At 32.0% G+C, this 25,698-nt stretch carries 26 protein-coding genes; 6 read left to right on the top strand and 20 right to left on the bottom strand.

The features are described 5' to 3' along the window. Nucleotides 1-116: 116 nt before the first annotated feature. The 17 genes from ACFELV_RS06285 to ACFELV_RS06205 all read right to left on the bottom strand — a co-directional run bounded on the left by ACFELV_RS06285 (nucleotide 117) and on the right by ACFELV_RS06205 (nucleotide 18,396). Entirely contained in the window at nucleotides 117-995 is an 879-nt protein-coding gene (locus ACFELV_RS06285; protein ID WP_375327220.1) for a glycine--tRNA ligase subunit alpha, read from the bottom strand. Between the two features lie 20 nt (nucleotides 996-1,015). After that, nucleotides 1,016-1,477 (bottom strand): DNA polymerase III subunit chi, encoded by a 462-nt coding sequence (locus ACFELV_RS06280; RefSeq protein WP_375327219.1) that lies wholly within the window; start codon nucleotides 1,475-1,477, stop codon nucleotides 1,016-1,018. Nucleotides 1,478-1,494: 17 nt separating this feature from the next. After that, nucleotides 1,495-3,552 (bottom strand): S9 family peptidase, encoded by a 2,058-nt coding sequence (locus ACFELV_RS06275; RefSeq protein WP_375327546.1) that lies wholly within the window; start codon nucleotides 3,550-3,552, stop codon nucleotides 1,495-1,497. A gap of 169 nt (nucleotides 3,553-3,721) precedes the next feature. Beyond that, a complete protein-coding gene (locus ACFELV_RS06270) occupies nucleotides 3,722-5,329 on the bottom strand; it encodes a proton-conducting transporter membrane subunit (protein WP_375327218.1) in 1,608 nt (535 codons plus the stop codon). Nucleotides 5,330-5,419: 90 nt separating this feature from the next. Beyond that, on the bottom strand, nucleotides 5,420-6,880 hold the full coding sequence (locus tag ACFELV_RS06265) for a proton-conducting transporter membrane subunit (protein WP_375327545.1): 1,461 nt from the start codon (nucleotides 6,878-6,880) through the stop codon (nucleotides 5,420-5,422). 12 nt (nucleotides 6,881-6,892) lie between these two features. Continuing rightward, nucleotides 6,893-8,350, bottom strand: a complete 1,458-nt coding sequence (locus ACFELV_RS06260) for a proton-conducting transporter membrane subunit (RefSeq protein WP_375327217.1) — start codon at nucleotides 8,348-8,350, stop codon at nucleotides 6,893-6,895. Further along, complete coding sequence (locus ACFELV_RS06255; protein WP_375327216.1) at nucleotides 8,347-8,880, bottom strand: cation:proton antiporter subunit C; 534 nt, start codon at nucleotides 8,878-8,880, stop codon at nucleotides 8,347-8,349. The genes ACFELV_RS06260 and ACFELV_RS06255 overlap by 4 nt, the downstream gene beginning before the upstream one ends. A gap of 260 nt (nucleotides 8,881-9,140) precedes the next feature. Continuing rightward, entirely contained in the window at nucleotides 9,141-9,890 is a 750-nt protein-coding gene (virB9, locus tag ACFELV_RS06250) for a P-type conjugative transfer protein VirB9 (RefSeq protein ID WP_375327215.1), read from the bottom strand. After that, complete coding sequence (locus tag ACFELV_RS06245; RefSeq protein WP_375327214.1) at nucleotides 9,891-10,586, bottom strand: VirB8/TrbF family protein; 696 nt, start codon at nucleotides 10,584-10,586, stop codon at nucleotides 9,891-9,893. A gap of 181 nt (nucleotides 10,587-10,767) precedes the next feature. Next, nucleotides 10,768-11,865, bottom strand: a complete 1,098-nt coding sequence (locus ACFELV_RS06240) for a hypothetical protein (protein ID WP_375327213.1) — start codon at nucleotides 11,863-11,865, stop codon at nucleotides 10,768-10,770. A 12-nt stretch (nucleotides 11,866-11,877) separates the two neighbouring features. Next, nucleotides 11,878-12,210, bottom strand: coding sequence for a ferredoxin family 2Fe-2S iron-sulfur cluster binding protein (locus ACFELV_RS06235; RefSeq protein WP_375327212.1), 333 nt, complete (start codon nucleotides 12,208-12,210; stop codon nucleotides 11,878-11,880). A gap of 173 nt (nucleotides 12,211-12,383) precedes the next feature. After that, nucleotides 12,384-14,189, bottom strand: a complete 1,806-nt coding sequence (hscA, locus tag ACFELV_RS06230; protein ID WP_375327211.1) for a Fe-S protein assembly chaperone HscA — start codon at nucleotides 14,187-14,189, stop codon at nucleotides 12,384-12,386. Continuing rightward, a complete protein-coding gene (gene hscB / locus ACFELV_RS06225; protein WP_375327210.1) occupies nucleotides 14,180-14,680 on the bottom strand; it encodes a Fe-S protein assembly co-chaperone HscB in 501 nt (166 codons plus the stop codon). Before hscB ends, hscA begins: the two co-directional genes overlap by 10 nt. 367 nt (nucleotides 14,681-15,047) lie before the next feature. Next, a complete protein-coding gene (locus ACFELV_RS06220; RefSeq protein ID WP_375327209.1) occupies nucleotides 15,048-15,986 on the bottom strand; it encodes an N-acetylmuramoyl-L-alanine amidase-like domain-containing protein in 939 nt (312 codons plus the stop codon). Between the two features lie 316 nt (nucleotides 15,987-16,302). Next, nucleotides 16,303-16,929 carry a DUF2278 family protein gene (locus ACFELV_RS06215; RefSeq protein WP_375327208.1) on the bottom strand — a complete coding sequence of 209 codons (627 nt, stop codon included), beginning with the start codon at nucleotides 16,927-16,929 and terminating at the stop codon, nucleotides 16,303-16,305. Between the two features lie 123 nt (nucleotides 16,930-17,052). After that, a complete protein-coding gene (locus tag ACFELV_RS06210) occupies nucleotides 17,053-17,772 on the bottom strand; it encodes a metal ABC transporter ATP-binding protein (RefSeq protein WP_375327207.1) in 720 nt (239 codons plus the stop codon). A gap of 150 nt (nucleotides 17,773-17,922) precedes the next feature. Next, on the bottom strand, nucleotides 17,923-18,396 hold the full coding sequence (locus ACFELV_RS06205) for an RT0821/Lpp0805 family surface protein (RefSeq protein WP_375327206.1): 474 nt from the start codon (nucleotides 18,394-18,396) through the stop codon (nucleotides 17,923-17,925). A gap of 242 nt (nucleotides 18,397-18,638) precedes the next feature. Here ACFELV_RS06205 and ACFELV_RS06200 point away from each other — a divergent pair, with 242 nt between their 5' ends. The 3 genes from ACFELV_RS06200 (at nucleotide 18,639) to ACFELV_RS06190 (ending at nucleotide 21,182) form a co-directional block, all read left to right on the top strand. Then, complete coding sequence (locus ACFELV_RS06200) at nucleotides 18,639-19,547, top strand: cation diffusion facilitator family transporter (protein ID WP_375327205.1); 909 nt, start codon at nucleotides 18,639-18,641, stop codon at nucleotides 19,545-19,547. A 133-nt stretch (nucleotides 19,548-19,680) separates the two neighbouring features. Further along, nucleotides 19,681-20,157, top strand: coding sequence for a nucleoside deaminase (locus ACFELV_RS06195; RefSeq protein ID WP_375327204.1), 477 nt, complete (start codon nucleotides 19,681-19,683; stop codon nucleotides 20,155-20,157). A 122-nt stretch (nucleotides 20,158-20,279) separates the two neighbouring features. Then, on the top strand, nucleotides 20,280-21,182 hold the full coding sequence (locus ACFELV_RS06190) for a DMT family transporter (protein ID WP_375327203.1): 903 nt from the start codon (nucleotides 20,280-20,282) through the stop codon (nucleotides 21,180-21,182). A 158-nt stretch (nucleotides 21,183-21,340) separates the two neighbouring features. Here ACFELV_RS06190 and tsaE read toward each other — a convergent pair whose 3' ends face one another. Next, entirely contained in the window at nucleotides 21,341-21,775 is a 435-nt protein-coding gene (gene tsaE / locus ACFELV_RS06185) for a tRNA (adenosine(37)-N6)-threonylcarbamoyltransferase complex ATPase subunit type 1 TsaE (protein WP_375327544.1), read from the bottom strand. A gap of 54 nt (nucleotides 21,776-21,829) precedes the next feature. After that, nucleotides 21,830-22,909: an IS4 family transposase gene (locus ACFELV_RS06180; RefSeq protein WP_375326208.1), complete on the bottom strand. Its 1,080-nt coding sequence runs from the start codon at nucleotides 22,907-22,909 to the stop codon at nucleotides 21,830-21,832. Nucleotides 22,910-22,997: 88 nt separating this feature from the next. Between ACFELV_RS06180 and ACFELV_RS06175 the strand changes: the two genes are divergently transcribed. Further along, on the top strand, nucleotides 22,998-23,315 hold the full coding sequence (locus ACFELV_RS06175; protein WP_375327202.1) for a hypothetical protein: 318 nt from the start codon (nucleotides 22,998-23,000) through the stop codon (nucleotides 23,313-23,315). A 58-nt stretch (nucleotides 23,316-23,373) separates the two neighbouring features. After that, nucleotides 23,374-24,246, top strand: coding sequence for a hypothetical protein (locus ACFELV_RS06170; protein ID WP_375327201.1), 873 nt, complete (start codon nucleotides 23,374-23,376; stop codon nucleotides 24,244-24,246). A 263-nt stretch (nucleotides 24,247-24,509) separates the two neighbouring features. On the opposite strand, the gene ACFELV_RS06165 is transcribed toward ACFELV_RS06170, so the two are convergent. After that, nucleotides 24,510-25,139, bottom strand: a complete 630-nt coding sequence (locus ACFELV_RS06165) for a hypothetical protein (protein ID WP_375327200.1) — start codon at nucleotides 25,137-25,139, stop codon at nucleotides 24,510-24,512. Nucleotides 25,140-25,395: 256 nt separating this feature from the next. Between ACFELV_RS06165 and ACFELV_RS06160 the strand changes: the two genes are divergently transcribed. Beyond that, on the top strand, nucleotides 25,396-25,695 hold the full coding sequence (locus ACFELV_RS06160) for a transposase (protein WP_375327543.1): 300 nt from the start codon (nucleotides 25,396-25,398) through the stop codon (nucleotides 25,693-25,695). Nucleotides 25,696-25,698 lie beyond the last annotated feature (3 nt).

Below are 25,698 nucleotides of genomic sequence, written 5' to 3'. Positions count from 1 at the left end.
CACTAGGAGTACGAGTGCCCGCTACCTGCGCGTACAGACGTATATGTGAGGAGCAGAAGATCATGAAGTACGACGAACGTAGATAATTAGTTTTCGGAAATGGTATATAAATCCGATTAACTAGCAATTATATTATGAGAATCGACCCATTTATAGCAGCATTTCTTTGCTAAATTACGTACCCTTAATATGTAGGCTGCTCGTTCAGTAACACTAATTACTCCTCTAGAATTCAATAAATTAAACAGGTGGCTAGCATGAATACAATAATCATAAGCAGGAAAAGGTAAATCTGCTTCTAATAAATCATTACACTGCTTCTCACTATCTATAAAATGTTGAAATAGTATAGACACATCTGCCAATTCTAAATTAAACTTTGAAAATTGTTTTTCAGCTACAAAATCCACCTCACCATATGTTAGAGCTTTTTCTCCCACTTGTCCATTCCAATCTAAGTTTTTTACCTCTTCTATTGCCTGAATATATAGAGCTAAACGTTCTAAGCCATAAGTAATCTCGCCAGCTACTGGACGACACCCAATACCGCCAATTTGCTGCATATAAGTAAATTGTGATATTTCCATCCCATCACACCATATTTCCCAGCCAAGACCCGCAGCACCAAGAGTAGGAGATTCCCAATCGTCCTCTACAAATCTTATATCATGTTTAGTTAGATCTATTCCTAGGCATTCTAAACTCTTAAGGTAGAGTTCTTGAATATTATCAGGGGACGGCTTTAATATAACTTGAAATTGATAATAATGTTGCATTCTATTAGGATGCAATGCATATCTACTATCACTAGGCCTGCGCGATGGTTGTACGTAGGCTACAAACCAAGGCTTACTACCTAAACATCGCAATATAGTAGCAGGATGAAAGGTTCCGGCACCAACATGCGCATCATAGGGTTGCAAAATAGCACATCCATAATCTTGCCAATAATTTTGTAATGCCAATATAATTTGCTGAAACGATAATTTTTTCATGAGTAAATGTATTATTAATGCTATTCTTGTTTAGTCCAAGCACCCATAGGATGTTGTTTATAACACTCAACAGTTGAGGTAGTAGAGAGGTGAGATATTGCCTTCATTATTTTATCTACATTCACTATCAACTCATATATTATAATGATCCTTTGAAAATGCGCAATATAAGCAGAGTTGCTTAAAATTTCTTCTATATTAAATGGTGCTAAGATAATTAATATATTAGCATTATTAGGATTTTCTAATTCAGATGTTAAGTATATAGGTTGTTTTTCTGGCAAGGGATCTAGCTTGCTGCCATGAGGAATAAATTGTTTTCTAGAATAAGTCCATATTAATTTGTTTAGTGTTTCTTGTACTTCCATATCTGGAGTTAACACTATTATTTTAAACTGATTATGATAAGATTTCTCAACTAGTTGGCAAGCAGTTTTGTAAAGTAAGCCTTCGCTAGTATGATATAAGCTAAATTGCTGCATAACAAATTCTAAAACCCTTATGTAGGAAGTTTATTAAAAATTTTTAGTATAAATACTATATCATCTGCTGCTTCTCTTAAACAATCAAAACGATCGGAAGCGCCTTGATGTCCTGTGTCCATATTAGTCTTTAATAATAAAATATTAGTATCTGTTTTCATAGCACGCAGCCTTGCCACCCATTTTGCTGGTTCCCAGTATCCGACTCTCGGGTCCGACAAGCCAGCCGTAATAAATAAATTAGGGTAATTTTGTGCTTTAATATTATCATAAGGAGAATAGGACTTAATATAATTAAAATATTCTAATTCTTTAGGATTGCCCCATTCTTTAAACTCACCAGGGGTTAAGGGCAAGCTTTCATCGAGCATAGTATTTAATACATCTACGAAAGGTACATGGGCTATAACAGCTTTAAATAGTTCGGGACGTAGATTCATGACTACTCCCATTAGTAAACCCCCGGCACTTCCCCCGCCAATTGCTATATTGCCTTTACTCGTATATTTTTGATTAATAAGAGCTTCAGCAGCAGCGATAAAATCATTAAAACTATGCTTTTTATTCAGGAATTTAGCCGCTTCATACCAATCATGTCCTAGATCATCTCCCCCTCTAATATGTGCAATAGCATATACAAAACCACGATTTACTAGAGATATTGGTGAGTTACTAAAGGCTGCAGGTATACCTACCCCGTAAGAACCATAACCATATAAATATAAGGGGTTCGAACCATCTTTTTTAAATAATGACTTTTTATACCATAGGCTAATAGGTATTTTTACACCTTCATTATCAGCAAATATCCTCTCTACTATATATTCGTCAGAATTAAAACCACTAGGTATTTCTTGGATTTTTAATATTGATAGTTTGTCATTATTAAAATCATAGCTATAGGTAGTATTTGGGCGGGCTGGAGAAGAGTAAATTACCCTGATATCATCTTCTGCAAAATTAGTAGAAGTAGCCATAGCTGAAAAAGCTGCATCTGGAAAATGAATCACTTTTTCAGTCCCATCTTTAAGATGCTTTATTTTACTCAAGGCTAATCCGAGATCCCTATAATTAAGTATTAAGTAATTTTGCGTGATATTACAGCTGGTTAAATATCTGGCAGGATCTTCCGGAATATAATCATTATCCCACCTATTATTTTGAAAATTATTTATATCTACTAGTACTACCCGAAAATTTTTAGCTCCTTCATTAGTTCTAATATAAAAATTGTTACCATTATGGTTAATATCGTAAAATATTCCCTCTTTAAGAGGCCGGATAAGTTGGGTATGAAAATGCTCATCTTTCATCTTAATCACATGCATTTCATTAGTACTATGGCCACTAACATTAATAAAGACATATTGTTTGCTAGATGATTTATGAGCATGCAGCTGATATAATGGATCGTGTATGGCAAATATTAACTGATCATTTTCTACTCTATCTCCTAATATATGAAACATTAGCTTATCTTGACGCAAATGCTCATTAAGAGGCATATAAAAAAATCCTGTGAGCTTTTCATGCCAAATTATATTACCCCCAACATTCTTTATTTCATCTGCTAAATATTCTTTAGTTTGTAAATTATAAACTTTGATGGTAAACTTTTCATCACCAGTAAAATCTACGCTATACGCCATTAATGTATGATCAGGTGAGATAGATACAGTACGTACTGTAGTAAATTTATTATCTTGAGCAATAAGGTTAACATTAAGGATAATTTCTTCCTCAGCTGACATTGAATATTTTTTTCTACAATGTATAGGATATCCTTTATCCTCCTCAGTTCTAGTATAGTAGTAATAATCATCTCTTTTGACAGGTACGGATTGGTCAAGTAATTTAATTCTACCTTTAAGTTCTTCAAAAATTTTATCCTTTTCAGTTTGAAGAGGAGTAAAGAATTGTGCTGCATAACTATTTTCGGCCTGCAAATATTCAATAATTTGTTTTTCCTGAACATTTGGCCAATTAGAGTCGCGGAGCCAGGCATATTCATCTGTAATTTGTTGGTTATGCAATGTGAAGCTATAATCAATTTTAGGCGCTATAGGTGGCATTATTTTATTCTCCTTATTCTGATCGTTTAGCAATATCTCTAGGATGCCCAATGTAATAATACCGACAATTATATATATTGCTATCTCTAGAGACGTCATCTTAGGGTTGTTTTTGTCAAAAAGATTTGAGTCATTTAAATATAACATGGTTATTGCCTACATGGAATTTGCATTATAACGAATTCATTCTAGAACTTAAATATATAGTAAGCATAATTAATAAAGTCATGATTATAAATAAACTTGTGGATTGATTATGTAAAGATTTTATTTTACGTAAAGTTGTTTTATCTATGCTATTAAAAATATTATATTCCTCTCTTACATCCCAGTGTTCTGACTGAGTAATTTTATGATGATATTTAAAGTAGATCATGTGAAAAACCTTCTCAGTGCCGCGAAACAAGTCTAGATTTATGCTAGAAGTCGAATGTCTAGAAATTATTCTATTAACCAGCTTCGTCAATAAAATCGCTATTAGGATAATTAGTAGCTGGTCTATTATCTCTTGCCAATTTACCTTATAAATTGATAAAGGATAGGATAAATTGAGTAACTTAAAACCTTGTTCTAACCAGACGCTAATAATCAAGGTAAATAATAACATCGTAAATAAGCTCAACTTAGTTAATACGCTCAAACTAGGAGAAAAGCCCCTACTAATATTTTTATATTTAATCGTAGAAAATACGGCTATAGGGGTTATAATTTTTAAAAATAAAATACCATAATAGCTGATATCTTTACTTAAGATTGATGTTATAAACAGTTTAATGGTAAAACTAGAAATTATAGGAAAGGAAATTATTAATAAAATGCTTAACAGCAAGCTTCCTAATAATAAAGGATTTTTAATTGACCAAGCTATTTTTATATCCGAAAAGTTTTCTATTAGCTCTTTATCTGTTAATATTGCTACATATAAACTAAATAAAGCTTTATAACATATATGAAGAAATAAAAAAACAGGGATAGAGCAAGCAATTTGGTCTGACTTTGTCCCAATAGCAATTAACATAAAACCAAGCTGGGAAATAGTAAGGTAGCATATTACTCTTTTAATATTATCTTCAATACACGCATATATCCCCCCATAAATAATCATCAATAATCCAAAGAATTTAAGTATTTCTAAACCACTAAACAATTTCAAAATAATAATAATAGCTACTTTGCTAGTAAAACTAGTTAAATATATGATTCCAGAGCTTGAAGCGTAAGGATAGCAATTGACCATCCAACCCGAAAAAGGAGGAACAGCAATATTAATTAGATAGCCACTAAGGATTAAAAAATAAAATATACTAGACTTGGTTTCTATTAATGTAGTTAACGGAATAATTTGTATACTAGAATTTTGATTGATGATATAGCTAATGCCGATTAAAATTAGGGTACTAGCTAGTAAATGTGTCAAAAAATACTGCCTTGCTGCCATAGTACTATTTTTATGTTGACCACAAAAAATTAATATACTGGCCAATAACATCATAATTTCTAGAGCAGCAAATAACGAAATAAAATCACCAGCAAATAGACCAATTAAGGCGCAAAAAGAATATACACTACCAACGAAGACTTCAAATTTTCTTTTTTGACTAATTGCATATAAATTAGTAGCTAAGGTTACTATAATAAAGGCAAGGCCTATTAATTTATTTTCATCATTAATATTAACTGACAAATTATCATAAAATTTCACTATCTTATTTTCTGTAGGAAGTAATAATAGATAAGCGCTCGTTAGTGGATAAATGACAGAAAGAACATAAAATGCCATATTATATCTGGAATATAATATATAAGTAAATGCGGGAAGAAGAATAATTAACAAAAGCAAGTAATGCATGACATTTATATATTTAATAGTCTAAGCAATATATATTAAAAACTTTTTAATATATATTTGTATAAAGTAAAATAATATTACGCTACTTGTACAAATAATTAAACTAATAAATATTGGAGTAGGTAAACTATGTTCTAGAATAACAGACTTAAAATTATGATCTCCAGCTTTATAAAGAAATAATATCAATTTTGTTAGGTACAGAGCTGAAAATAAAGTACTTAAAGCTAGTACTGTTACAACTAATAGTTGGTCTTGCTGCACTGCTGCTAGTATAATATAAAATTTACTGACGAAACCGCCAAAAGGAGGAATCCCTATTAATGATAGACTTGCTAAAACAATAATAAAACTGGTCTTAGGCATTTCTGCAGCAACCCCTAGCAGGTCAACAGCCTGGGCAGACTTTTTTAAACTATAGATACATCCCATTGCATAAAACAAACAAATTTTAGTAAAAGAATGAGAACATAAATGTAAAATGGCCGCTCCCATAGATTTGGAGGTAAACATAAAAGCGCTAAGTAAAGCTATACCTAATTGGTTAATTGTAGAATATGCTAAAATCTTTTTGATGTTATCGCTTTGTAGTGCTTTAAATGAACTATATAATATGGTAAAAGCTGGGACCCAAATAGCAATATTTAATTCAGTAAAAACAGAGTGTAAATATTTAAGACCAAAAACATATAGCAGAATTTTATAAATACAAAAAAGTCCCGATTTTACTACTATAACCGCATGTAATAAGGCGCTTACTGGATAGTGTGCTACCATTGCGGCAGGCAACCATTGATGCACTGGTAGCAAAGCTGCTTTAGCAATCCCAAAAATAAACATAAAAAATAAAATTATTGTTTGATTGGGTGAAAAGTAATTTCCCACGAAACCATGAGTTATAAAATTTCCATGGCCTACTTTGGTATAAATAATCATTAAAGCAGGCAGAAATAATATAGCTCCTGCTATTATCAGTGTTTTTAAATATTTATACATGCCAGATATAATTTTATCGCCTCCCGAGTGTCCAATTAAAGGAGCAGTGGCTAAAGTTAATATTTCGTAAAAAGTAAACATAGTCAACAGATTAGAGGATAATGCTATCATTACCCCTGCTAAAACACTAAAATTTAAAAAAAATAGAAAATTCGAGGAATTGTGAATAATATTAATCTTTAAATATTGGATAGTATAAATAAGAGCACAAATCCACAAAAAGCTTATTAAGGTTACAAAAATTAGACCTAGTGCTTCTAAGTGCAGTCCCAGCGAGAAATTTCCTATTAAGTTTATTGATTGTTGGGCTCTGATTCCTTTTAAAAATAACCAATTAATAATTAGGATATTGATAAAGAAGAAGCAACTGATAATAATTAACAAAGAATTACGTATTCTATTATCATTGCGACTAATAAAAGGAGTGATTAAATTTAATGAGGCTAGAAATAAGGTAGAAAAGAACAAAAAATTAGGAGAAAACATAGGATTCACTGACTACCCACCTAACATCGTATTATTCACCAGCGTACTATAGAGAATTTGTACGCGGCTTAAATATATCACTAATATTGCTTGACCTATACTAATACAAATTAGTCCATAATGATTAATAGGCGATGGTAGTGGTATCAGGTTATATTTACTAATATTTTCTTCAAAAAATAGCTTTTTAGCAATTTTATAATGGTAAAGACAAGTTATGCAGGAACTGCTAATTATAATGAGAAACTCAATCCACAGATTTTGTAGCAACAATAATTCAAAAATAGTAAGCTTAATAATAAACATACTACTTATTGGTAAGCCACAACTACAAATTAAATTAAAGGCCACTAAAAAACGCCATAATATTCCAGCATTTTTTAAAGTAGCAGAACTATATAATTCATTACTAGCAACTATTAAAAATAGGGCTATTTTATTAATACTATCAGCCAATAAAAATGGGAAAATAATATTGTTGCCTTGCGGAGTACCTAGCAGTAAAAATATATATCCCATTTGAGAAACTGACGAGTAGATAAGAATATTTTTAATTCGGTGTGCTCTTACCGCAAAGTAAGTACATATTATGATAGTAGATATAGCTAACGGCTTAATAAAATATGGGAAAATATTAAGGATAACATTATAGTCAATAATGTTATAGATAAATCTGAGCACTATATAGATACTTACTATACTAGATATCCCGGCAATATAAATTAAGATTACCGGAGCTACCGAATAATAAGCTCTAAGCATCCAAAAATGCATCGGAAAAAGAGCGGTTTTCAGGAGAGCGCCTGTCAAAAAGAAGCTAATAGAAATTATTACTGTTTTTGAGTGGTAATTAGATTTTAAAAGCCTAGAAATATCGGTCATGTTAAGACTGCCAGTATAGCTGAGCAAAAATCCAATAGCGATTAATATTAAAGTAGCACCAATAGTTCCGAGCATTAGGTAGTCGAAGGCCCCGACTGCTGCTTTTGGGTTATTGCCTTGTGCTATTAATACATAGGTACTAAGAGATGATATTTCAATAAATACGTATAAGTTAAATAGGTCATTAGTACTTAATACTCCTAGATAACCTGCGTGCGCAAATAATAAAATAGCATAAAATAATGATCGCCTTTTTTTATCAATAAATTCTAGGACAGTTTCCTTAATTAATTTATTACAACAAATTAAATAAAATAATATTACACTATTAATATATATAATGAGCGGCTGGTTTAGATAATCTAATTTATATTCAATGCCAATTGGTGCTTGCCAATTACCAAAATCATAGGTAATAGAAGGGTCGATTGCCAATAAACCATAAATACTGAAGACTAAGCTTAATAAAATTGATAGGATTACTATTATTCGTGTAACTAAGATATAACGAAAAGTTAATATTGAGAATAATGCTCCTAAGAGTGGAGATATGACTTGTAATATTGGAAAATGTTTAATTAATATCATTCTCCCTCTATTTCAGTGAAATGAATTTTAGATTCAGATATAGTAGAAAATTGTTTGGAAATAAGATAAATCAAAGATAGCCCTACTGAGAATGTAGCAAATCCTACAACGATAGCAGTTAACATTAATACTTGCGGCACTGGGCTTGAGTATTGATAATGGTGCAAGATGTGATCAATATTTTTGGTATTGGTTGAGCGTAACGTATAGCGTAAGCTGTGATTATTTTGCGCATTAGCATTAAGACTTGCCATCTTTTCATCTAGGCTTTTAGTCTTTAATTGAACATCATGTTCAGTTGATGAAGTATGATCTATATAGTGATTAACATTACGTTCAATGGGCACAGTTCCGCCATTCACTTTACCTAAAATAAGATAAAAAATTAGCACTGAACTTTGCATTATATTAAGGCCGACAATTTTACGCACATAATTATCGCTACTAAGCATTATAAATAAGCCCGCTGTTAATACTAATAAGGCCAAAAAATACAAACCTTTTGAAAAATATAGAGTATCTAGAAACATGATCATTAAATCAAAGATATTAAAGGCTACTTCCAAGTTGCAGCCAAAACATTAGATTGTCGCTAGTTGGGAGCATGTGTTCCCTAGATCTGCTAAATCTAGCGCATCCAACCTTTCGAGAATTCTTCTTACTGTTTTAGAACGCCACTTGGGATATTAGGTGGTGTGGACACAAATTAAATCTTCATGGTATAAAGTGCAGAGCTAAATGTATTTACATCGATAGCCAGTTTTAATTCAGTTTGGATTAATCTTCGTAGTTAATAGGGTTTGAATGCTTCATTATAGACACAAACTATTTTTTTCCCTAAACGTATTGATAATTTGTGAAATACTTGCTCGACAATTACCATATTAGCATTATCTTGTGCCAGGCGATAATTTACCATAGATTCTCTTAGAGCATCATCAACTGCAAAAATAGCTGGTATTTCAGCATTTTTATCTCTAAATTGCAAATAAGTATATATCCCATCATCAAAAATTTTAATTGGAGCGATTGATTCATTCCCACTAATGGAATAATTAAAATTATATTTTTCTGGGTGTGCTAAATCAGGACCAGAGGCAGAAGATGCCGTATAATTTTGCAAATAATCCCCAGCTTTATCATCATCAGGATAAATAAACCGTAAGTTAAATACCATTTCAGGATCTCTCATATCCAATGTTTCGGCTGCATATAATTCAAAAAAATAGGTTCTTTTATTAGTAATAATAGTCATATTAGTCGTAGCATCTTGCTCTATAGGCTTAATGAAAATCCTATTACCTGCTGGTACTATTTGCCAAGAAGTAGTATCTCCCATAGAGATACTTACCACTTCTTCATCTTTTGCTAGTTCTATACTCGCTTGATAACCATAATAACCAGTAAATTTGAATACATCATCAGGATTATATATCATCACCCTAATTCTACTATCAACAGGCATTGGTCTAGACTCCCTAACTGCTAATACCGTATTTACAAAAAATATTAAGGTGAAAAATGCTATTAGTTTTTTCATTTATCTATTACTTTTATCTTCTATTAATTTTAGCTTATAACTAGTTACAACAAAATTAAATTTTGAGTTGGGTGGTAAATGTATATTAATGGGATCTATTTCAAAATGGATTATAGCCTTCCATTCCATATTTTCTAAAATTTCATTAGAAATATTTTTTACTGTTGAAGTAAATTCTACTTCCGCCCTATTATTTTTATGATAAGTAATTAACCCTATCTTAATAGAACGCCTAAAATTTCTTTGATAACGCATTACAGGTGATAGCTGATTGTCAATATTCATAAAATTAACAAATTGCAGAAAAACTATGCGTGTAGAGTTATTCTGGATAAAATTAAATTGTGGATGTAATAAATCATAATCATATGACTCCCGGTGGAGTAAATAATTTCTGATCATAATATCTGCAATAGAACTGAGAGAATCATTCTTTATATCTTGGGCACTAGTTATTGTGGCATTATTAAAGGTTGCAGAATTAACAGCATACCTCACCTGTCGCGTTATTGGCAATAAATTGTTCACACTAACCGCTACCACTATAAATAATATTAATGTGATGCTAAAAAATAAGAATAATACTGACCTTTGTACAAGAGGATAAATATAATTAGTATTATACCACTCTCTGGAATCAAGGAAATACTGGCCAGATTTAATGTAATCTTGTAAAGAACTTAATAGCTTATCCATTAACCTACACTTTTCTCCCTTATACTTAATAGAATGCCTGCATATAGTTCGCTCTAGTTAGCAATTTTGTAGTCAAAAAGTGGCCACACCCCTTCATGTACACCCCCACCCCCGTACTCAGCTCTTCGACCCGCGGCTTCCCTTAAAACCCCGACAGCTTCTTAGGGCTTATGCAGGAAGTCTAATCTATTGGTTTTATTGTATTTATCTCGCTTGTGTTCTCTTCGACTTCTTCCTGATTATTATTATCTTTATTCTCGTCTAGCTTCAATTCTAACAGGTTCATTGTCCCTATATAAATCCCTGTGTTAGAAAAATTAATATCTAGTTTTATTTTTTCTTGTGGATTTAATTTAGGTGCTGCTCCTTTAACTATTGCTGGCTGCCTTATATTAACTGATTGCTCAATAATTATTTTCAAGATTTTTTTAGGTAATAACAAATTTATAGGAATTAATTTCTCAATTACATTATTATAATTAGTTAATTCAAAAGTTAACTTACCTTTTGGTAATTGACTATCCGCAAATTGTAAACCTCCTGCTAAATATATTTGGGCATTCTCATCACAGGTAAGCTGGAAATGATCAATATTCAAATTTTTGACAGTGGCTAGCTTCGTATTTTCATCATCAGAAACTTTCGTCAATATAGAAAAGTCTATAGCAGCCTTTTTAAAATTAAAAATATCATTTAAAGAAGAATATAATAAACCTACTTGTAATAAGATATCATGATCTCTTCCAGACTTAACTTGGCTAATGAGAAAAGATAAATCCGCAATATTAGCGCTTTCTTTATCTGCATACATAATAGATAAGAATTTATTATTTACTTGCAAGAATTTTATCATAGATTTCAAACTATCTGTACTTAAGTATTTATATACCGGCTTACTAAATTTAATTAACGTTACAATATCATCATTCGATTGTACAGTATATTCAAGCTTTTTCTTCTCAACATTCTCTAACTGGATGATATTTTTAGCTAAAATTAGATTAGCTTTTTTAAAGCTCAAATCAAGAACAAAAGTAATTTTATCGGTAGTTATTTCTTTTGAGTTAATATGATCGATAAACTGTATTTTTGGTTCAGTTAAGTGAACCTGAACACGGCCAGGGAAACCTGATATCTTGATTTGTTTATAAGATAGCTTGACATTATCTGTTTCTGAATTATGTATTGCAGTTACAATGTTGCCTTTAATAATATGGGCGGTAGCAAACCATACTAAACTATATAATAGAAATATAGAAATTAAAATTTTACGAATCACTATGATACTCAATTATAAATTAATATTACGGGTAGCAGAGGGTAAGTAAACCTTTAACCCATCCAGCTCTTCATTAATGATAATCTGACATCCCAATCTGGAAGTATGGGTAAGACCAAAGGCTAAGTCAAGCATATCTTCCTCTGCTTCTGAAGGATTGTTTAATTTAGGATAAAATACCTCATCTATAATCACATGACAAGTTGCACAAGCGAGTGAGCCTTCACATGCCCCTTCAAGATCTATATCATTATGGTGAGCAATTTCTAAAACAGATAGCCCCAAAGGAGCATCTACCGTTTTTTCTGTACCTTCTTTATCTAGAACAAAAGTCATTTTTGGCATTAATTATTTCCCCCAATTATCTTCCATAGATCATTTGACTATTACTTGCAACAACTATCAAAATTGCGAAAACAATTTTCCAGTTTTTTGTAAGGGTTAAGGAATAAAATTGAACAAGACCCTCCAATTTTATCATACAATATAATATTGCCTCTTCTCGGCTAATTTTATAGCTATTCAATGTGCCTACCTTTTAGTAATTCTGCAACAACATTATTTAATCTAGTTGAAATTATTGATTGGGTAGTACTCTCAAAATTTCGACTGCATTTTATAATGTAATCACGATCAGTTGACTTTAGTGATTCTTTGAAAATAAGAATAGCCTGATGCATTTTTGCTATTTTATCCTCTTTAAGAAGAGTTCCTATTTCTTTAATCGCACTCTCTACATTATATATTAACGACTGCGCATCCATTATTGTTTCTTGTAATAATCTTTTATGATGATCTTCAGCCGCATTTTGATAAGCATTTTCTAAAATTTTAGTAATTTCATCTTCACTTAAACCATAACTTGGTTTTACAGAAATAGCATGAGAAACACTACTATTTTTTTCTAAAGCTGTTATGGATAATATACCATCTGCATCAATAGAAAACGTTATTTCGGTCCTCACTCCCCCTGCTTTCATTAAAGGTAATTCTAGCTCGTACCTTGCCAAAGACCTACAATCTGCTGCCATCTCCCTTTCGCCCTGTACTATATGCAATTTCATAAAGCGTTGGTTATCTACAGAGGTGGTGAATTCCTTAGTAATAGATATAGGTATAGGAGTATTACGCAGAATAAGCTTGTCGGTAATACCACCATTTAATTCAATACCTAATGACAAAGGTACTACATCTATTAATAGGGAATGAGCATTGACATTGGTTAAATTTTCTGCCTGCAAAGCTGCCCCCCACACTACTGCTTTATCAGGGTTTATATCAGAAAAAATTACCGTATTAAATTTCTGCTTTAAAGTTTGACTAATTAAAGGTATCCGAGTTGAGCCTCCCACAAGAATAATACCAGAAATGTTAGGTCTGCCAGCCTGTGTTAAAGTATCTTGAGTAATATCTAAGGTCCGCTTCACTAATGGCAATATTAGATTCTCAAAATCTTCTCGCTTTAATTCTACTACGTTATCCCTAAAAACTCCGGTAAATTTATTCTGAAAACTGAGTGTCTCCTTAGCGCTTTTTGCTAGAATTATTAATTCTTTACATTTGCCCAATTGATATTTATCACAAAAATAATGCATTACTAAATGGTCAATATCATCCCCCCCTAAAATATTGTCTCCACCTGTGGCAATTACTTGTAGTATGCCTGTTTGCATATTTAAAATTGATACATCAAAAGTACCCCCTCCTAAGTCATACACTAAATAACACCCTTGCGCTTTCGTATTTAAACCGTAAGCATAGGCCGCAGCTGTAGGCTCAGCAATTAACCTTAACACCTCAAAACCGGCAATTTTTGCCGCTAACATTACTTCTCCTCGAGCAGCATCATTAAAATGAGCTGGGACAGTAATGACTGCTTTGGTTATTTCAGAATTTAATGTGCTAATAGCTTGTTTTTTTAAATAAAGAAATATTTGAGCAGCTAATTCAGGTACAGTCATTGCTTGATCAGCAAATCTGATACGTAAAATTTCACTCTCTACATCAATATACTCCTGAACTAAAGCCAAGAGTGCTGGATTAGCCTGCAAATCAGATAATTTTTTACCAAATAATCTTTTTATAGAATGAAGTAGGCCTACTTCTTTATCTGTAGTCTCCCCAATAATAAACTCTCCTTTCTGAAATCCTATAGTTGAGGGGATAAGCTCTCTAGATTTATTATCTAGCACCACCATCGGTACTTGTCTTTTAGAAAATGCAATCAAAGAATTTGTCGTACCAAAATCAATACCTACCGCTAGGTGTTTTGTATGTTCACCTACTCCTGCCGTTCCTACTTCACTAATTTCTATTATTTGCATGAATTAATTTTCAATTGTATGCTGTTAATTACATTCTTAAGATATTTAAGTTTTATAGTGAAATCAAGGGCCGACTGCATATTTTGTTTTTTAAAAGCATCGGTTAAAGAGTGAAGCAATTGTTCTTGCTCAACTACTTTTTTTTCTAAAATATGTTCCAGCTCTAATAATTCTTGAGTATTTTCTACCAATTCTAAATCACACCAAATATCATTTAGCTGTTCCGCCTTCAGCCCTTGTCTAACATATGGTTCGTTTAGGTGAATATTATTTAAAAGTAACAGATGTTCAGCGCGTAGCAGATCATCTTTTAGCATTTGATAAGCTTTATTTAAATCAATAGAAATTGCTAAATTGTTTTGCTTTTCTTGTATGTTTTGAGCCTTATCTGGATGATATTTTAACTGCATAGCAAAATATTGAATATTTAATGTATTTAAATCAATATCATATTTTTGTTCTATATCCAATAGGGCAAAATAGCTGATCATATCACAATATTCTTATATAGAATTGCAGTTATTATATACAAATAAATAATTAAATGTTAGAAAAACATTCGTAAGATCAAAAGGGTATCTATGCAAATTAGTAAAAGAGATGTCAACCTGGCAGTTTTGGTATAGTGCTTGCACCTAAAGAGTTGATAGACGATAGAATAAAAATCAAGATAGTAGCAGGAGACAAATGGTCAAGAAGCGCAAGCAGTACATATTAAGTACGTTGCTACCTTGACCCCTGAAGACAACAACGCAATTCTTGATTTTCATCGAGTATATGTACAATATTGGGGATTGTTGCCAGTGCAAGATCTACGTAAATATTGTTATAGATCGACTAGCCCTATAAGCACTCATCTTATAGTTGAGGGCTGTTTTGTAAATTAAATAAAGTGAATCCTATTAAAACTTTACTTTGTTTTTTAGCATTTACATAATCTACCAATGATATTTCTTCTACTGATTTAGATCCCACAGAAGTAGCATGCCTTAAATATAATTGACCTGCCTTGGTAAATACAAAACCAACATGGGCTATATTATGTTCAGAGCCTGTTAATTCTAGTAACTTAGGATTATCCATGATTATGGTTATTATATATATTTTCCCTTGTAAATCTTGAGTTAACTCTTTTTGATGTAATAAAAAATCTGAAAAGCTTATATATTTAATGCTTGATTCATAAGGGGTAGAGTCGTTAATTAAATTGTTATATTTATCAATAAATTGCTGACTTTGACTTTCATTTAATGTTTTATCTGCATAATTTTTAATTTGGTTTTTTAATAAACCTGCTTTATTAATTTTAGCGCTCTTTAACTTGGAATAATTAAGTTTTGTAAAAACATTTTCTTCAATAATATTTTTGTTATTCCTAAGCCATTCATCCATAAAGTGATTCCGACTAGCATAATCAATATTATCTGAAGAAAACATTATTGTTGCTAAATTATCAGCTAACTGGTTAGTAAATTCTTCTAAATTAGGATTAGGGGTTTGTATTTTTGACAAAGCTAACACCATTTCGAGATAGCTAAAACAATCAAAACTATCTAGATTAATTAGGTTAATTTTATTTCTTGTTTGATCCCAAATAATTAAGTTATTCCCTATTTCTGTATCGTAAGGTTTTGAAAGAAAATACTTAGAAAATGATAATATCTTATTATCAAAATTTTCATTACCAATTGACAAAGCATATTGGTGCAAATTTTTAAGGCTAGAGGAAGAACTAGGAGCTGCATTGCTTACTAAAGAGTAACACAAACAAGTAATAACTAAAATTAAAATTTTCATAATGATTTATTTTATATTGATAATAGTTGATTTCAAGAATAGTGATAATTGACTTGTTGGGCCCTATCGCATCTAAAAAATCATAAATTTGATTATGACTTATAAAGTATAATAAGTTAAATTACAACAGTAAAAATTGTAATTTATCTACAGGTTATTCTATGCTCATAGAAAAATTTCATCAACAAATATATCGCTATTTCACAACAATGTTTTAAAATTATCAGTCCATACTCTCATTTACAGGCAGTATGCTCCAGTTGCTGGCGTGTAAAATCACTGAGCACTAATCCGGGTTACCAGATTGATCAGTGTCTCAGGATTGAGAAGTAAATACAAAGAAAAAAGCTTTCATAGTGTTATTATCTGTTTTTAGAAATATAGCTCCATCTTGGTAAATACCATTGCTTTTACTTTGTGGCATGGTTAAGGGCACCCCTTGATTCATATGTGTGTCATGGATACCTTGCGGCGGAAGATAGTCAGGATAGCTTTGTTGTAACATTAAACCATGAGGCACATGTTCTCTTATTTGTTGATTATTATAATAGTCTCCTAAACAATAAATTTGACGGCCCACCTTAATATGCTGATCTAATATATTGGATATTTCTTGCCATGATTTTGGTTGAATATTTTCTAGATCTTCACAGGGGAAAATATTACTCCTTAAATAATCAAGTCGATAATCTGGAGTAAAGTCATTTAATGAAAATAATCCTTCTTCTCCTAGCTTATTTAAGGAAATTAATATCTTATTGCTAAATTCTTCAATAAAAAGCATTTTGACATTAGGAGTAATAGTAGATTGTACGTCAATATTAACTTGATATTCTAAATTATCAGCATTTACTATCAGATTATAATGTGTTCTGCTATTTTTAATGTGATCTTCTAAGTCTTTAGCAATAGTCCCTTTCAATAGTGAATAATTATATAACATTACAAACCCCTCACAAGAAATATATTAAAATAATTAAATGGCAGTTAATAGGCATCAATCCCATATTATTAGCTACTACTAAATTAGTCTAGGATGTTATTAATAATAATATCAAAAATTTTATTAATGTTTATGATCATGATTGTGAACATAAAGACCAATAGAAGATAAAGTAGTCAAGAACTCAGGGTTTTGGGTTACTTCATTTGGTCTGCCGCTACAACATATATGTCCATTAAGACATATAACTTGATCAGAATTCTTTACTACTGTAAATAGATCATGTAAAATCATAAATATAGTGATATGTAATCGCTGTTTTATTTGAGTAATTAGTTGATAAAATTCTTGTTGACTAGTGGCGTCTAGAGATTGAGTGGGCTCATCTAAAATAATTAAGTCTGGTTTATTTAGTAAAGTAGAAGCTAAAACCAATTTTTGAAATTGCCCTCCCGAGAGCTCCGAAATATCTTGTTGCTTGTAATCAGCTAATTTAACGAAATCCAGAAGTTCTTGCCAATTTCCTTGTAAATTATTATTAGTTAATAAATATAAAAATTTTTCTGCAGTAATTGGTAAGTTTGAAGCAAAATCTAGTTTTTGGGGAACGTACCCAACCTTTAAATTCGCCTGAGTCGTTATAGTACCTGAAGAAGGGCGATCTAATCCTAAAATTAGCCTAGCTATTGTGGTTTTACCTGCCCCATTGGGACCAATTAGAGTAGTTACTTCCCCTTTTTTGACCGTAAAACTTACATTAGAAATAGGAGTTTTGCTTCCAAAACGCTTGGATACATTGCTAAATTTTATCAATATAGTACCTGGCGATAATATTATAGACATTATTCTTAAATTTATTCCACCATATTAATTTGATTGGCAATAACAAACTATTGTATATTGCCGCCTTTTTCTAATTGAAATAAAATTAAAATTTATCTTGCGCGCTCCGCATACACGAACCCTTACTAGTCTTCCAGAAATATTTAAGCGCTAATTAACAACTTCCCATTGACCATCTGGCTTACGACAAGCTTTACCATAAGCTTTTTGTTGTTTACCTCCTATCGTCACTACTTGTATATATTCACGGCAATATTCTCCAGAATTATTTTTATAAGTACGCATTGGAGCAGTATAGCCATAATGACCAGAGTCGGGGTTACGCCATGGGGTTTCTTGACCGACAGCACTAGTTTCTAATGCTCTCTGAGCACTTTGTTGAGCTAATCGACGGTCTTGCTCATCCATACTTTTGCCGATTTGTCCTCCAATAAATGCCCCTGCTAGAGCTCCAACACCCGTTGCTACTAGAGCCCCAGTTCCTTTTCCAAATTGAGCTCCTATCAGAGCACCTGTGGCTCCGCCAAGCAACATACCACCCCCTTGTTTATTCATATCTCCTGAACAAGATTGTAATGATGTTGCTGCTAAAATAATTGCAATAATTTTAGTGGGTAAATTCATACGAACCATATATTTTAAAGTTAAAAAATTAAGTTTATTATTTACTAACTAGCGTCTTATATTGTGGGGTTTGAATACAACCCACAACTTAATTGTCTAACTCTATTGGAATGTTATCAAGAATAATTGTTTAAGAAATTAAAAAGTCGATAACTATTAAGGTTTGACACACTCTAAGGTTAGAGTTATTTTAAGTATATTAATGTATTTCCTATTATAACACAATTGAAATATTTATTTATATGGTTACTTCAGAGCATCAATTGCTAATCAAATCTGCATCTTACGCCTCATGTATTGTAGCTGTTTTAATTTTACTAATTAAGCTACATGCTTGGTTTCTTACCAATTCTCAGTCAGTTTTAGCCTCATTAATTGACTCAATGCTTGATCTTACCTCTTCATTTATTAACCTGATTGCTATTCGTTTTGCTCTAAAACCCCCTGACCATGATCATCGATTTGGGCATGAAAAAATCCAAGATTTAACAATTTTTTCGCAGGCAATATTCTTTTTTATTTCAGGAATATTAACCTGTATTTCATCCGTTAAGTCTTTTCTCGATAAGTCTATTCCGACTAACTTGGATTATGGAATTAACGTAATGTATGTGTGTATTATTCTCACTATTATTTTGATTATATATCAATCTTATGTAATCAAAAGAACTAGTTCTGAAATTACTAAAGTAGATAAATTACACTATTTTATAGATTTAATAACCAACATTACGATAATTATCTCCATAAATTTAAGCGCTAGATTTTGGTTTATGGATTCTTTATTTGGTGCTTGTATTTCTTTATATATAATCTATACCGCATATGCTTTATTTCGCAAAGCCTTTAAAAACCTTGTAGATGAAGAATTTCCTGACCAAGATAGGGAAAAAATTATCCATATAATTAGTAAATTTAGTGAAGTAAAAGGTGTGCATGAAATGAAAACTAGATATGCTGCTAATAAACCATTTATTCAATGCCACATTGAAATGGATGGGGAGATGACTTTGTATAATTCTCATGGTATTAGTGATCAAATTTGTAATGCTTTATTGTCACAGTTTCCAGGAGCAGAAATAATTATCCATTTAGATCCTTACGGTTACGAAAAAACAGTTAATTATCGTGAAAATATTGGCCTTCTCTAATTAGACTTCTTGTATAATTCTACTTTGGGATGGTAATTTGTGTGTCAAGTCTAGTCTCTAATCAGTACACACATTTAAGTACGCTGTTGGTTGAGCTACGTATCTCCTACAAATTCTTGAGCTAGAGCAAATTATGCAAGAAGTCTATTTTAATAATTTTTTTATGGAAGAGGCCTTAAAACAAGCTCAAATTGCTTTTAATAAAAATGAGGTGCCAGTCGGGGCTATATTAGTTAATAGAATAAGCCATGAAGTGATTGTAAGAGCACATAATATGGTAGAGCAGAAAAACAATTCTTTATTGCATGCTGAAATCATAGCTATAAACCAAGCATGCCAAATATTATCAAGTAAAAATTTATCACAATATGATATGTATGTGACCTTAGAGCCATGTATAATGTGTGCAGCTGCTATAGCTTTTTCCAGAATAGGCAGACTATTTTATGCAGCAACTGATCCAAAACAAGGAGGAATCGAGAGTAGGGAACGCTTTTTCAAAAGTAAGTCCTGTTTTCATCAGGTCGAGATATATAGTGGTTTTTCAGCTGATGTTTCTGAAAAATTAATAAAAAAATTTTTTCAAAAAATAAGATTAAAACAGATTTAAATGCATCAAACTATGGATACGAATTTAACGTATTAATATTAAAATAGTAGAATATTCATTTATAGTAGAATATTCATTTATAGTAGAATAGGATAAATAGTAAGTACTATTACATAAATATTATGAGAGACTCTCTAGCCCTTGGTTCATTACTAGCGATACTTGCAGCAATTGCTCTTACTACTATGAATGTATTTGTTAAGTTAATTGGGACTGCGATACCCATATATGAAATAATTTGGCTACGATTTTTGATTGGATTAGTGCTGATGCTATTCATTATCTTGTCTAGAGGACGATTCAACTTCACGCTACATAATCCAATTAAATTTTTATTGCGTACTATTACCGCTTTATTAGGCATGTCTCTATTGTTCATGGCTGTACAAAAAACCTCTCTGCCGGAAGCCTTATTATTAGCAAATACTACTCCTTTAATAGTGCCTATATTTGCCTTCATATTAACTAAAGCAAAAATGACTAAATTAGGTATTATAGGGAATATCATTGGTTTTATTGGGGTAGGAATAGCTTTAGACCTCCATAGCAGCGTTATTAATGTTGGAGCACTACTTGCCTTCGCTTCCGCTTTTTTTGTGGCTATATCAATTATTCAAATTCGTTTACTTGGCAAAACCATGGATACCATGTCAATGTTATTTTATTACTTTTTAATGAGCAGCATTATTACTTCCCCTTTCTGTTTAATAAAAATTGTGATTCCTCAGTCTACTAATATCATAATATTGCTAGTACTAATAGGTATAGTAGGTTCTATCTATCAGTTATGTTCAACATTAAGCTATAAATTCGCTCCTGTGCGCCTTACTACTCCCATTTCTTATCTTAACGTGTTGTTAGGAGGAGTATTTGAATGGCTAATTTGGAAACAAACTCCGTCTAGCTCATTTTTAATTGGTTGCAGTATTATTCTTGTAGGAATATGGATTACTATATATTTTGGCAAATCTAGCTCTTCTCAAGATCGAGAAAGCTACCCTAGTAGTGGGATAACTTTTCATTAGGTTCTGTGGAAATTTCTATCTAATGATTGATTTTTGTTGTTATTTTCGTTCTCGAACCCTCCCTGTACACCTAGTGCTCTGTGGTGCTGCAAGCGACAATGCCTATAAATACTACTCATTACATAGAAATGTTCACACAACCTAGAGTAACTTACCGCTTATTCAAAATAATCAATTCTACAATACCTATTATTATTTTCAACTATTTGAAGATGAATTTTAGTAATTGGACGAGGTAAAATTTTTTCTATTATTTGAGGCCACTCAATTAAACAAACATTGCCATGGAATGCTTCTTCTATCCCTAGCTCATAAATTTCTTCTATATGATTTATGCGGTAAAGATCAAAATGATAGATAATAAATTCCGGGGCTTTGTATATTTGTAATAAATTAAACGTAGGGCTAGTAACATTAAGGGTCACTTGGCAAAGCTGTTGTATTATTTCGCGGCACATAAATGTTTTACCACTGCCTAAATCGCCCGAAAATGTTATAATATCATTAGATTTGATCTTTTGCGCAATAGTTCTAGTAAAAGATCTGGTCTCTTCTTCGTTGCTCAAAATAATAGATTTGTTACATGATGCCATCGTATTAGAGAGAATACAATAATTTAACTTAAATATATCCATAGTACCCCACACTTATTGTTGAAGTTGAAAGGCATGCATAATGTGTTTTCGTAGTAATGAAAACAACATAGCAGGGGTATCACTTAACGAGTTATAAAAATAATCTTTTATCCAATCAAATCCGTAAGTAAATAATGAGTATAATTTACGACCATGTTTTTTGATCTTTATAGGATAAATTTTGTTCTTAATGTCACCAGCAAGCACGCAAATAGCTAAGGATAAAGATACTATTGCAAATAGTTTTTCCAGCTTTTTTTGATCTGTAATGTGGGTATCTTCAATATTAAATCCAGATGACTTGAGAGACAGAAAAGGTCGCTCAATGCTCCACCTCTGCTTATATGCTAGCAAAGCACATTCACCAATAAGCACATTACTAGCAATAAATAGTTGCTCTCTTTCTAATTGCAAACAAGTTATTTTAATTGCCATACCATTGTAAATTTTGCTTTCTATAGTTTTAGTGTCACCCATTTGCATATCGGCAAAACATTTATTCAACTTCATCTTGCCACCGTTGAAATGCTTGACCTTCTCACTTTTTCTTAGCCTGATAGCAAAAGGTAATTTTTGGATTCCACCCATATATTGCAACCATTCCTCACCAACAAATTCCCGATCGGCAAGGATAAGCTCTATCATTTCCTTAGGTATAATTGTTAAAATTTGCTCAATCAATTTCTTTCTTTCATTAGTAGAAGAGTTGCCTTTTTTATCAAGTAACAACCATGCTATAGGAATTGAAATATTACCATAAACGATAGTTGCAACAAAAAAATTCAAATTTTTAATACCAAATTGCCAGCTGGTTCTATCTATGGCAAGGCTAATTTTACCTGTTAGACAGAGCAATTTAACAATAATTTTCCCTAAACTTATAAAGCACATATTTTGTTCTAAAAGCAAACGCTCAACTTTAACAATCTTGGCATGCAAATTGCCTTTAGAAGCGACATACAGTGCTAATTCTTTGATTCTCACAGTTTTAGCTTTTACTACTGCACAAATTAATTCTGCAAATGTTTTAATTCGTGCTGGGTGCCAATCTAAAAATATGTATAATATTTGGTATAGTGATTGAGAGTCCATTAATACCTCCTGTTGCTTGTTTCTCAGCGGAGATTAGTGACTCTCAGTCACTTATTCAATTTATTATTTTAACCCTCCTGTAAAATCTGTGGGGTACTATGCTGAATTATATATAAAGAAGATTACAGATTGTGATAATCAAGAGCAAAAGCTTTTGGAGGTACTGACAATGGGTAGTTTGAAGAGAGTTGTTATTGAAGATATGGCAGGAATAAAAAATGATAAATTATATAAAGATTGGTTAGATCATTTAAGAACAAATACCTCTATGGAAGAGGCAGGTATTTTCTATAAAGACCAAAAGGATGTCAGCACTATTGATTACTATAATAATAAGAATTATCCCGAAGTAATAAACAGTGCTAAAGCAATGGTAGAAGACAATAATCATTTAGTATGGGTTTAGCCTTGCACCTACGATAAAGCGGGTAGAGAAGTTTAGTGATGCCTCAGGCGCAATGGTAATGAAGGATGCATACTATTGGGATGATATTGTAGATGTGTTTCAAGGGAGTAGATCCTTGTGTTTTGTCGCCAGGGAAAGTGGTGAAATGTCATGGAAAAGTGTAAACTTAATGCGTACAACTTCCCATAATTCTACCCTAGCTGCCAATGTAGCCACAATAATATATAAATACTTTACTGATAACAATTTAGAGGATATTAACCTCAAACTTATTGATAGCAATTCAATGAGTGCTATCAAGTGTTTACCGAAAGTAAACCAGATAATTCTCGAAAAAGAGTTATCAAAAGCGGCAAAAGATTCTCAGAGAGCAGATAAAATCATTAAACAGGTAATTGGTTATCATGAGGCAAAGAAGGCGGAGGAGGATTTTAAGATTAACTTCCTATTGGCAAAAGATGTAGGTAAGACAATACTACCAGAATTATCACATGCAGCTGTTACATCATATCCAATTGGAATAAAAGATAGTGAATTCTTAGAAAATGAAAGTAATAATCCTGAAAATCCAGGAGTAATATGGCTAGAGAATGACCAGAGCGATCCATGTCCATTGTCTTGGTTAAACCGTGACTGCTCGTTACATATTAGTAAGTATCTTAGCGAGCTGCCTACAACTGAGGAAGATTTCGAAACAGTATTATCATTTACCGAAGCTTCATATTCTTATGACGATAGGGGTTTGTGGGAAGGAGATGTTCAACCGGCATTGGTAGTTACCGAAGATTCTTACGACTTGGAGGATTGGAGTTTTGATAGCGACTCGGATTGCGCTCCACCATTAAATGCTCAGCCATCACATGTTCAATCAGTATTAGTTTCTGGAGATTCGAGCTCCTATAGCGATCTGGATTTGAGCGACTTCGAGTGAGGGGAGGAAGCTATCTTAACACAATAAATAAATTGTCAAAGTAAAGACATGATCTTAATCCTATTGAGCATTATTGGTTTAAGATTAAGCATCAGATAAGAAAAATCGCTAGCGACTTTAAAGATTTTTTTGTCGCGGTAGAACATGGAGTACTAATGTCTACAGCTTAGTGACTTAAGCTATACCTTCCTCAACTTTATCGCTTATTAAAGCTTATAATTTATTTTGTTAACAGTGCCATATATTAGATTTATTATTAATATCTATAATATTGTCTGCCTGAAATTTTTTTCGGGTTGACACGAAAATTTTTTCAGGTAAGGCTGAAAATTTTTTGCCAATTTGATGCATGGGGTGTTTCGACATTTGATGTGCTGTTTGATAACGGTGGCATTATATAGATGAATAAAACCTCCTTCTTGCAATTCAAGCATGCATTGCCTAATACGTCTTTGACAAACCCCTAATGATTGTTCAAAGAAATGGTATGATTCTTGCAATTCATCTTCTTGCAGATTGGGGCCACTATTATGACAAATCTGCAGGCGAAAAACTACTAGCGACAATAATTGTTTAGCAGTCTTACTTAAAGTCTTACCAGTATTATTTTTCAGATCACGCCATTCTGGTGGTACAAAATTACCAACGAAATTATAGAAGATAGTATTATTATCAGAAATAGCAAAAGGGGCATCGGAAGGTGAGCTGCATAATCCTGCCTGCTGAACATCAGATTCAGAAAGGGTTTTAGAGCAATTATAGTACCTATAACTTAATTGCAAAGCAGCATATATGCAGCATATGGAATTTTTGCTAAAATTAGGAAACTCTAAAAAGCTGATAAGTATATGGTCGGGGCAGAGAGATTTGAACTCCCGACCCTCTGGTCCCAAACCAGAGCGCCTCGTTTTTTAATCAAACTTCCCACTTTTTCATGAAGAGTAAAATTAGTACTATTACCTTGTTTTTAGGCGCTGAAACCTTAGTATCCATAATATTTTCCTATTATTGGAGATCAAAGATTTTACTGTAGTCAAATTTACATTATCTGTCAATATTTATTAAAATGTTGGCTATACCTAAAATAATAGGAGCATATGAGGAGCATAAAAATATTGAAAAAAGCATTAATAATTTAATTAAGAGAAGATATATGATAATGCTGGGTATCATAAACCAAAGAAAGTAAAGGAGTACCTAGTAAATAGCAAAATAGAGTTAATATTTTTACCTCCATACAGTCCTAATCTTAATCCGGTTGAACGATTATGGAAGTTTATGCATAGAGTTGTAACAAATAATAAATTTTACCATAATTTTGCTCAATTTTCAGAAGCTATAGATAGATTTTTTGGTAACATTGATAAGTACAAACATAAATTGCGTACTCTCATTACTGACCGATTCCAAACCATAATTTTTAACCATCTTGCCAACTCTTTAGGTTAATTG

This window comes from Candidatus Tisiphia endosymbiont of Nemotelus uliginosus, from assembly GCF_964264835.1.
Lineage (GTDB): Bacteria > Pseudomonadota > Alphaproteobacteria > Rickettsiales > Rickettsiaceae > Tisiphia.
This window is presented reverse-complemented; position numbering and strand designations above follow the sequence as displayed.

Excerpts from the sequence above, each read along its gene's own strand:
- ACFELV_RS06170 (WP_375327201.1), top strand. The coding sequence starts at position 23,374 with ATGAAGGATGCATACTATTGGGATGATATTGTAGATGTGTTTCAAGGG.
- hscB (WP_375327210.1), bottom strand. The coding sequence starts at position 14,680 with ATGATCAGCTATTTTGCCCTATTGGATATAGAACAAAAATATGATATT.
- ACFELV_RS06215 (WP_375327208.1), bottom strand. The coding sequence starts at position 16,929 with ATGTTATATAATTATTCACTATTGAAAGGGACTATTGCTAAAGACTTA.
- ACFELV_RS06220 (WP_375327209.1), bottom strand. The coding sequence starts at position 15,986 with ATGAAAATTTTAATTTTAGTTATTACTTGTTTGTGTTACTCTTTAGTA.
- ACFELV_RS06265 (WP_375327545.1), bottom strand. The coding sequence starts at position 6,880 with ATGTTTTCTCCTAATTTTTTGTTCTTTTCTACCTTATTTCTAGCCTCA.
- ACFELV_RS06180 (WP_375326208.1), bottom strand. The coding sequence starts at position 22,909 with ATGGACTCTCAATCACTATACCAAATATTATACATATTTTTAGATTGG.
- ACFELV_RS06255 (WP_375327216.1), bottom strand. The coding sequence starts at position 8,880 with ATGTTTCTAGATACTCTATATTTTTCAAAAGGTTTGTATTTTTTGGCC.
- virB9 (WP_375327215.1), bottom strand. The coding sequence starts at position 9,890 with ATGAAAAAACTAATAGCATTTTTCACCTTAATATTTTTTGTAAATACG.
- ACFELV_RS06260 (WP_375327217.1), bottom strand. The coding sequence starts at position 8,350 with ATGATATTAATTAAACATTTTCCAATATTACAAGTCATATCTCCACTC.
- ACFELV_RS06270 (WP_375327218.1), bottom strand. The coding sequence starts at position 5,329 with ATGGCATTTTATGTTCTTTCTGTCATTTATCCACTAACGAGCGCTTAT.
- tsaE (WP_375327544.1), bottom strand. The coding sequence starts at position 21,775 with ATGGCATCATGTAACAAATCTATTATTTTGAGCAACGAAGAAGAGACC.
- ACFELV_RS06235 (WP_375327212.1), bottom strand. The coding sequence starts at position 12,210 with ATGCCAAAAATGACTTTTGTTCTAGATAAAGAAGGTACAGAAAAAACG.
- ACFELV_RS06245 (WP_375327214.1), bottom strand. The coding sequence starts at position 10,586 with ATGGATAAGCTATTAAGTTCTTTACAAGATTACATTAAATCTGGCCAG.
- ACFELV_RS06195 (WP_375327204.1), top strand. The coding sequence starts at position 19,681 with ATGCAAGAAGTCTATTTTAATAATTTTTTTATGGAAGAGGCCTTAAAA.
- hscA (WP_375327211.1), bottom strand. The coding sequence starts at position 14,189 with ATGCAAATAATAGAAATTAGTGAAGTAGGAACGGCAGGAGTAGGTGAA.
- ACFELV_RS06200 (WP_375327205.1), top strand. The coding sequence starts at position 18,639 with ATGGTTACTTCAGAGCATCAATTGCTAATCAAATCTGCATCTTACGCC.
- ACFELV_RS06280 (WP_375327219.1), bottom strand. The coding sequence starts at position 1,477 with ATGCAGCAATTTAGCTTATATCATACTAGCGAAGGCTTACTTTACAAA.
- ACFELV_RS06285 (WP_375327220.1), bottom strand. The coding sequence starts at position 995 with ATGAAAAAATTATCGTTTCAGCAAATTATATTGGCATTACAAAATTAT.
- ACFELV_RS06190 (WP_375327203.1), top strand. The coding sequence starts at position 20,280 with ATGAGAGACTCTCTAGCCCTTGGTTCATTACTAGCGATACTTGCAGCA.
- ACFELV_RS06210 (WP_375327207.1), bottom strand. The coding sequence starts at position 17,772 with ATGTCTATAATATTATCGCCAGGTACTATATTGATAAAATTTAGCAAT.
- ACFELV_RS06205 (WP_375327206.1), bottom strand. The coding sequence starts at position 18,396 with ATGAATTTACCCACTAAAATTATTGCAATTATTTTAGCAGCAACATCA.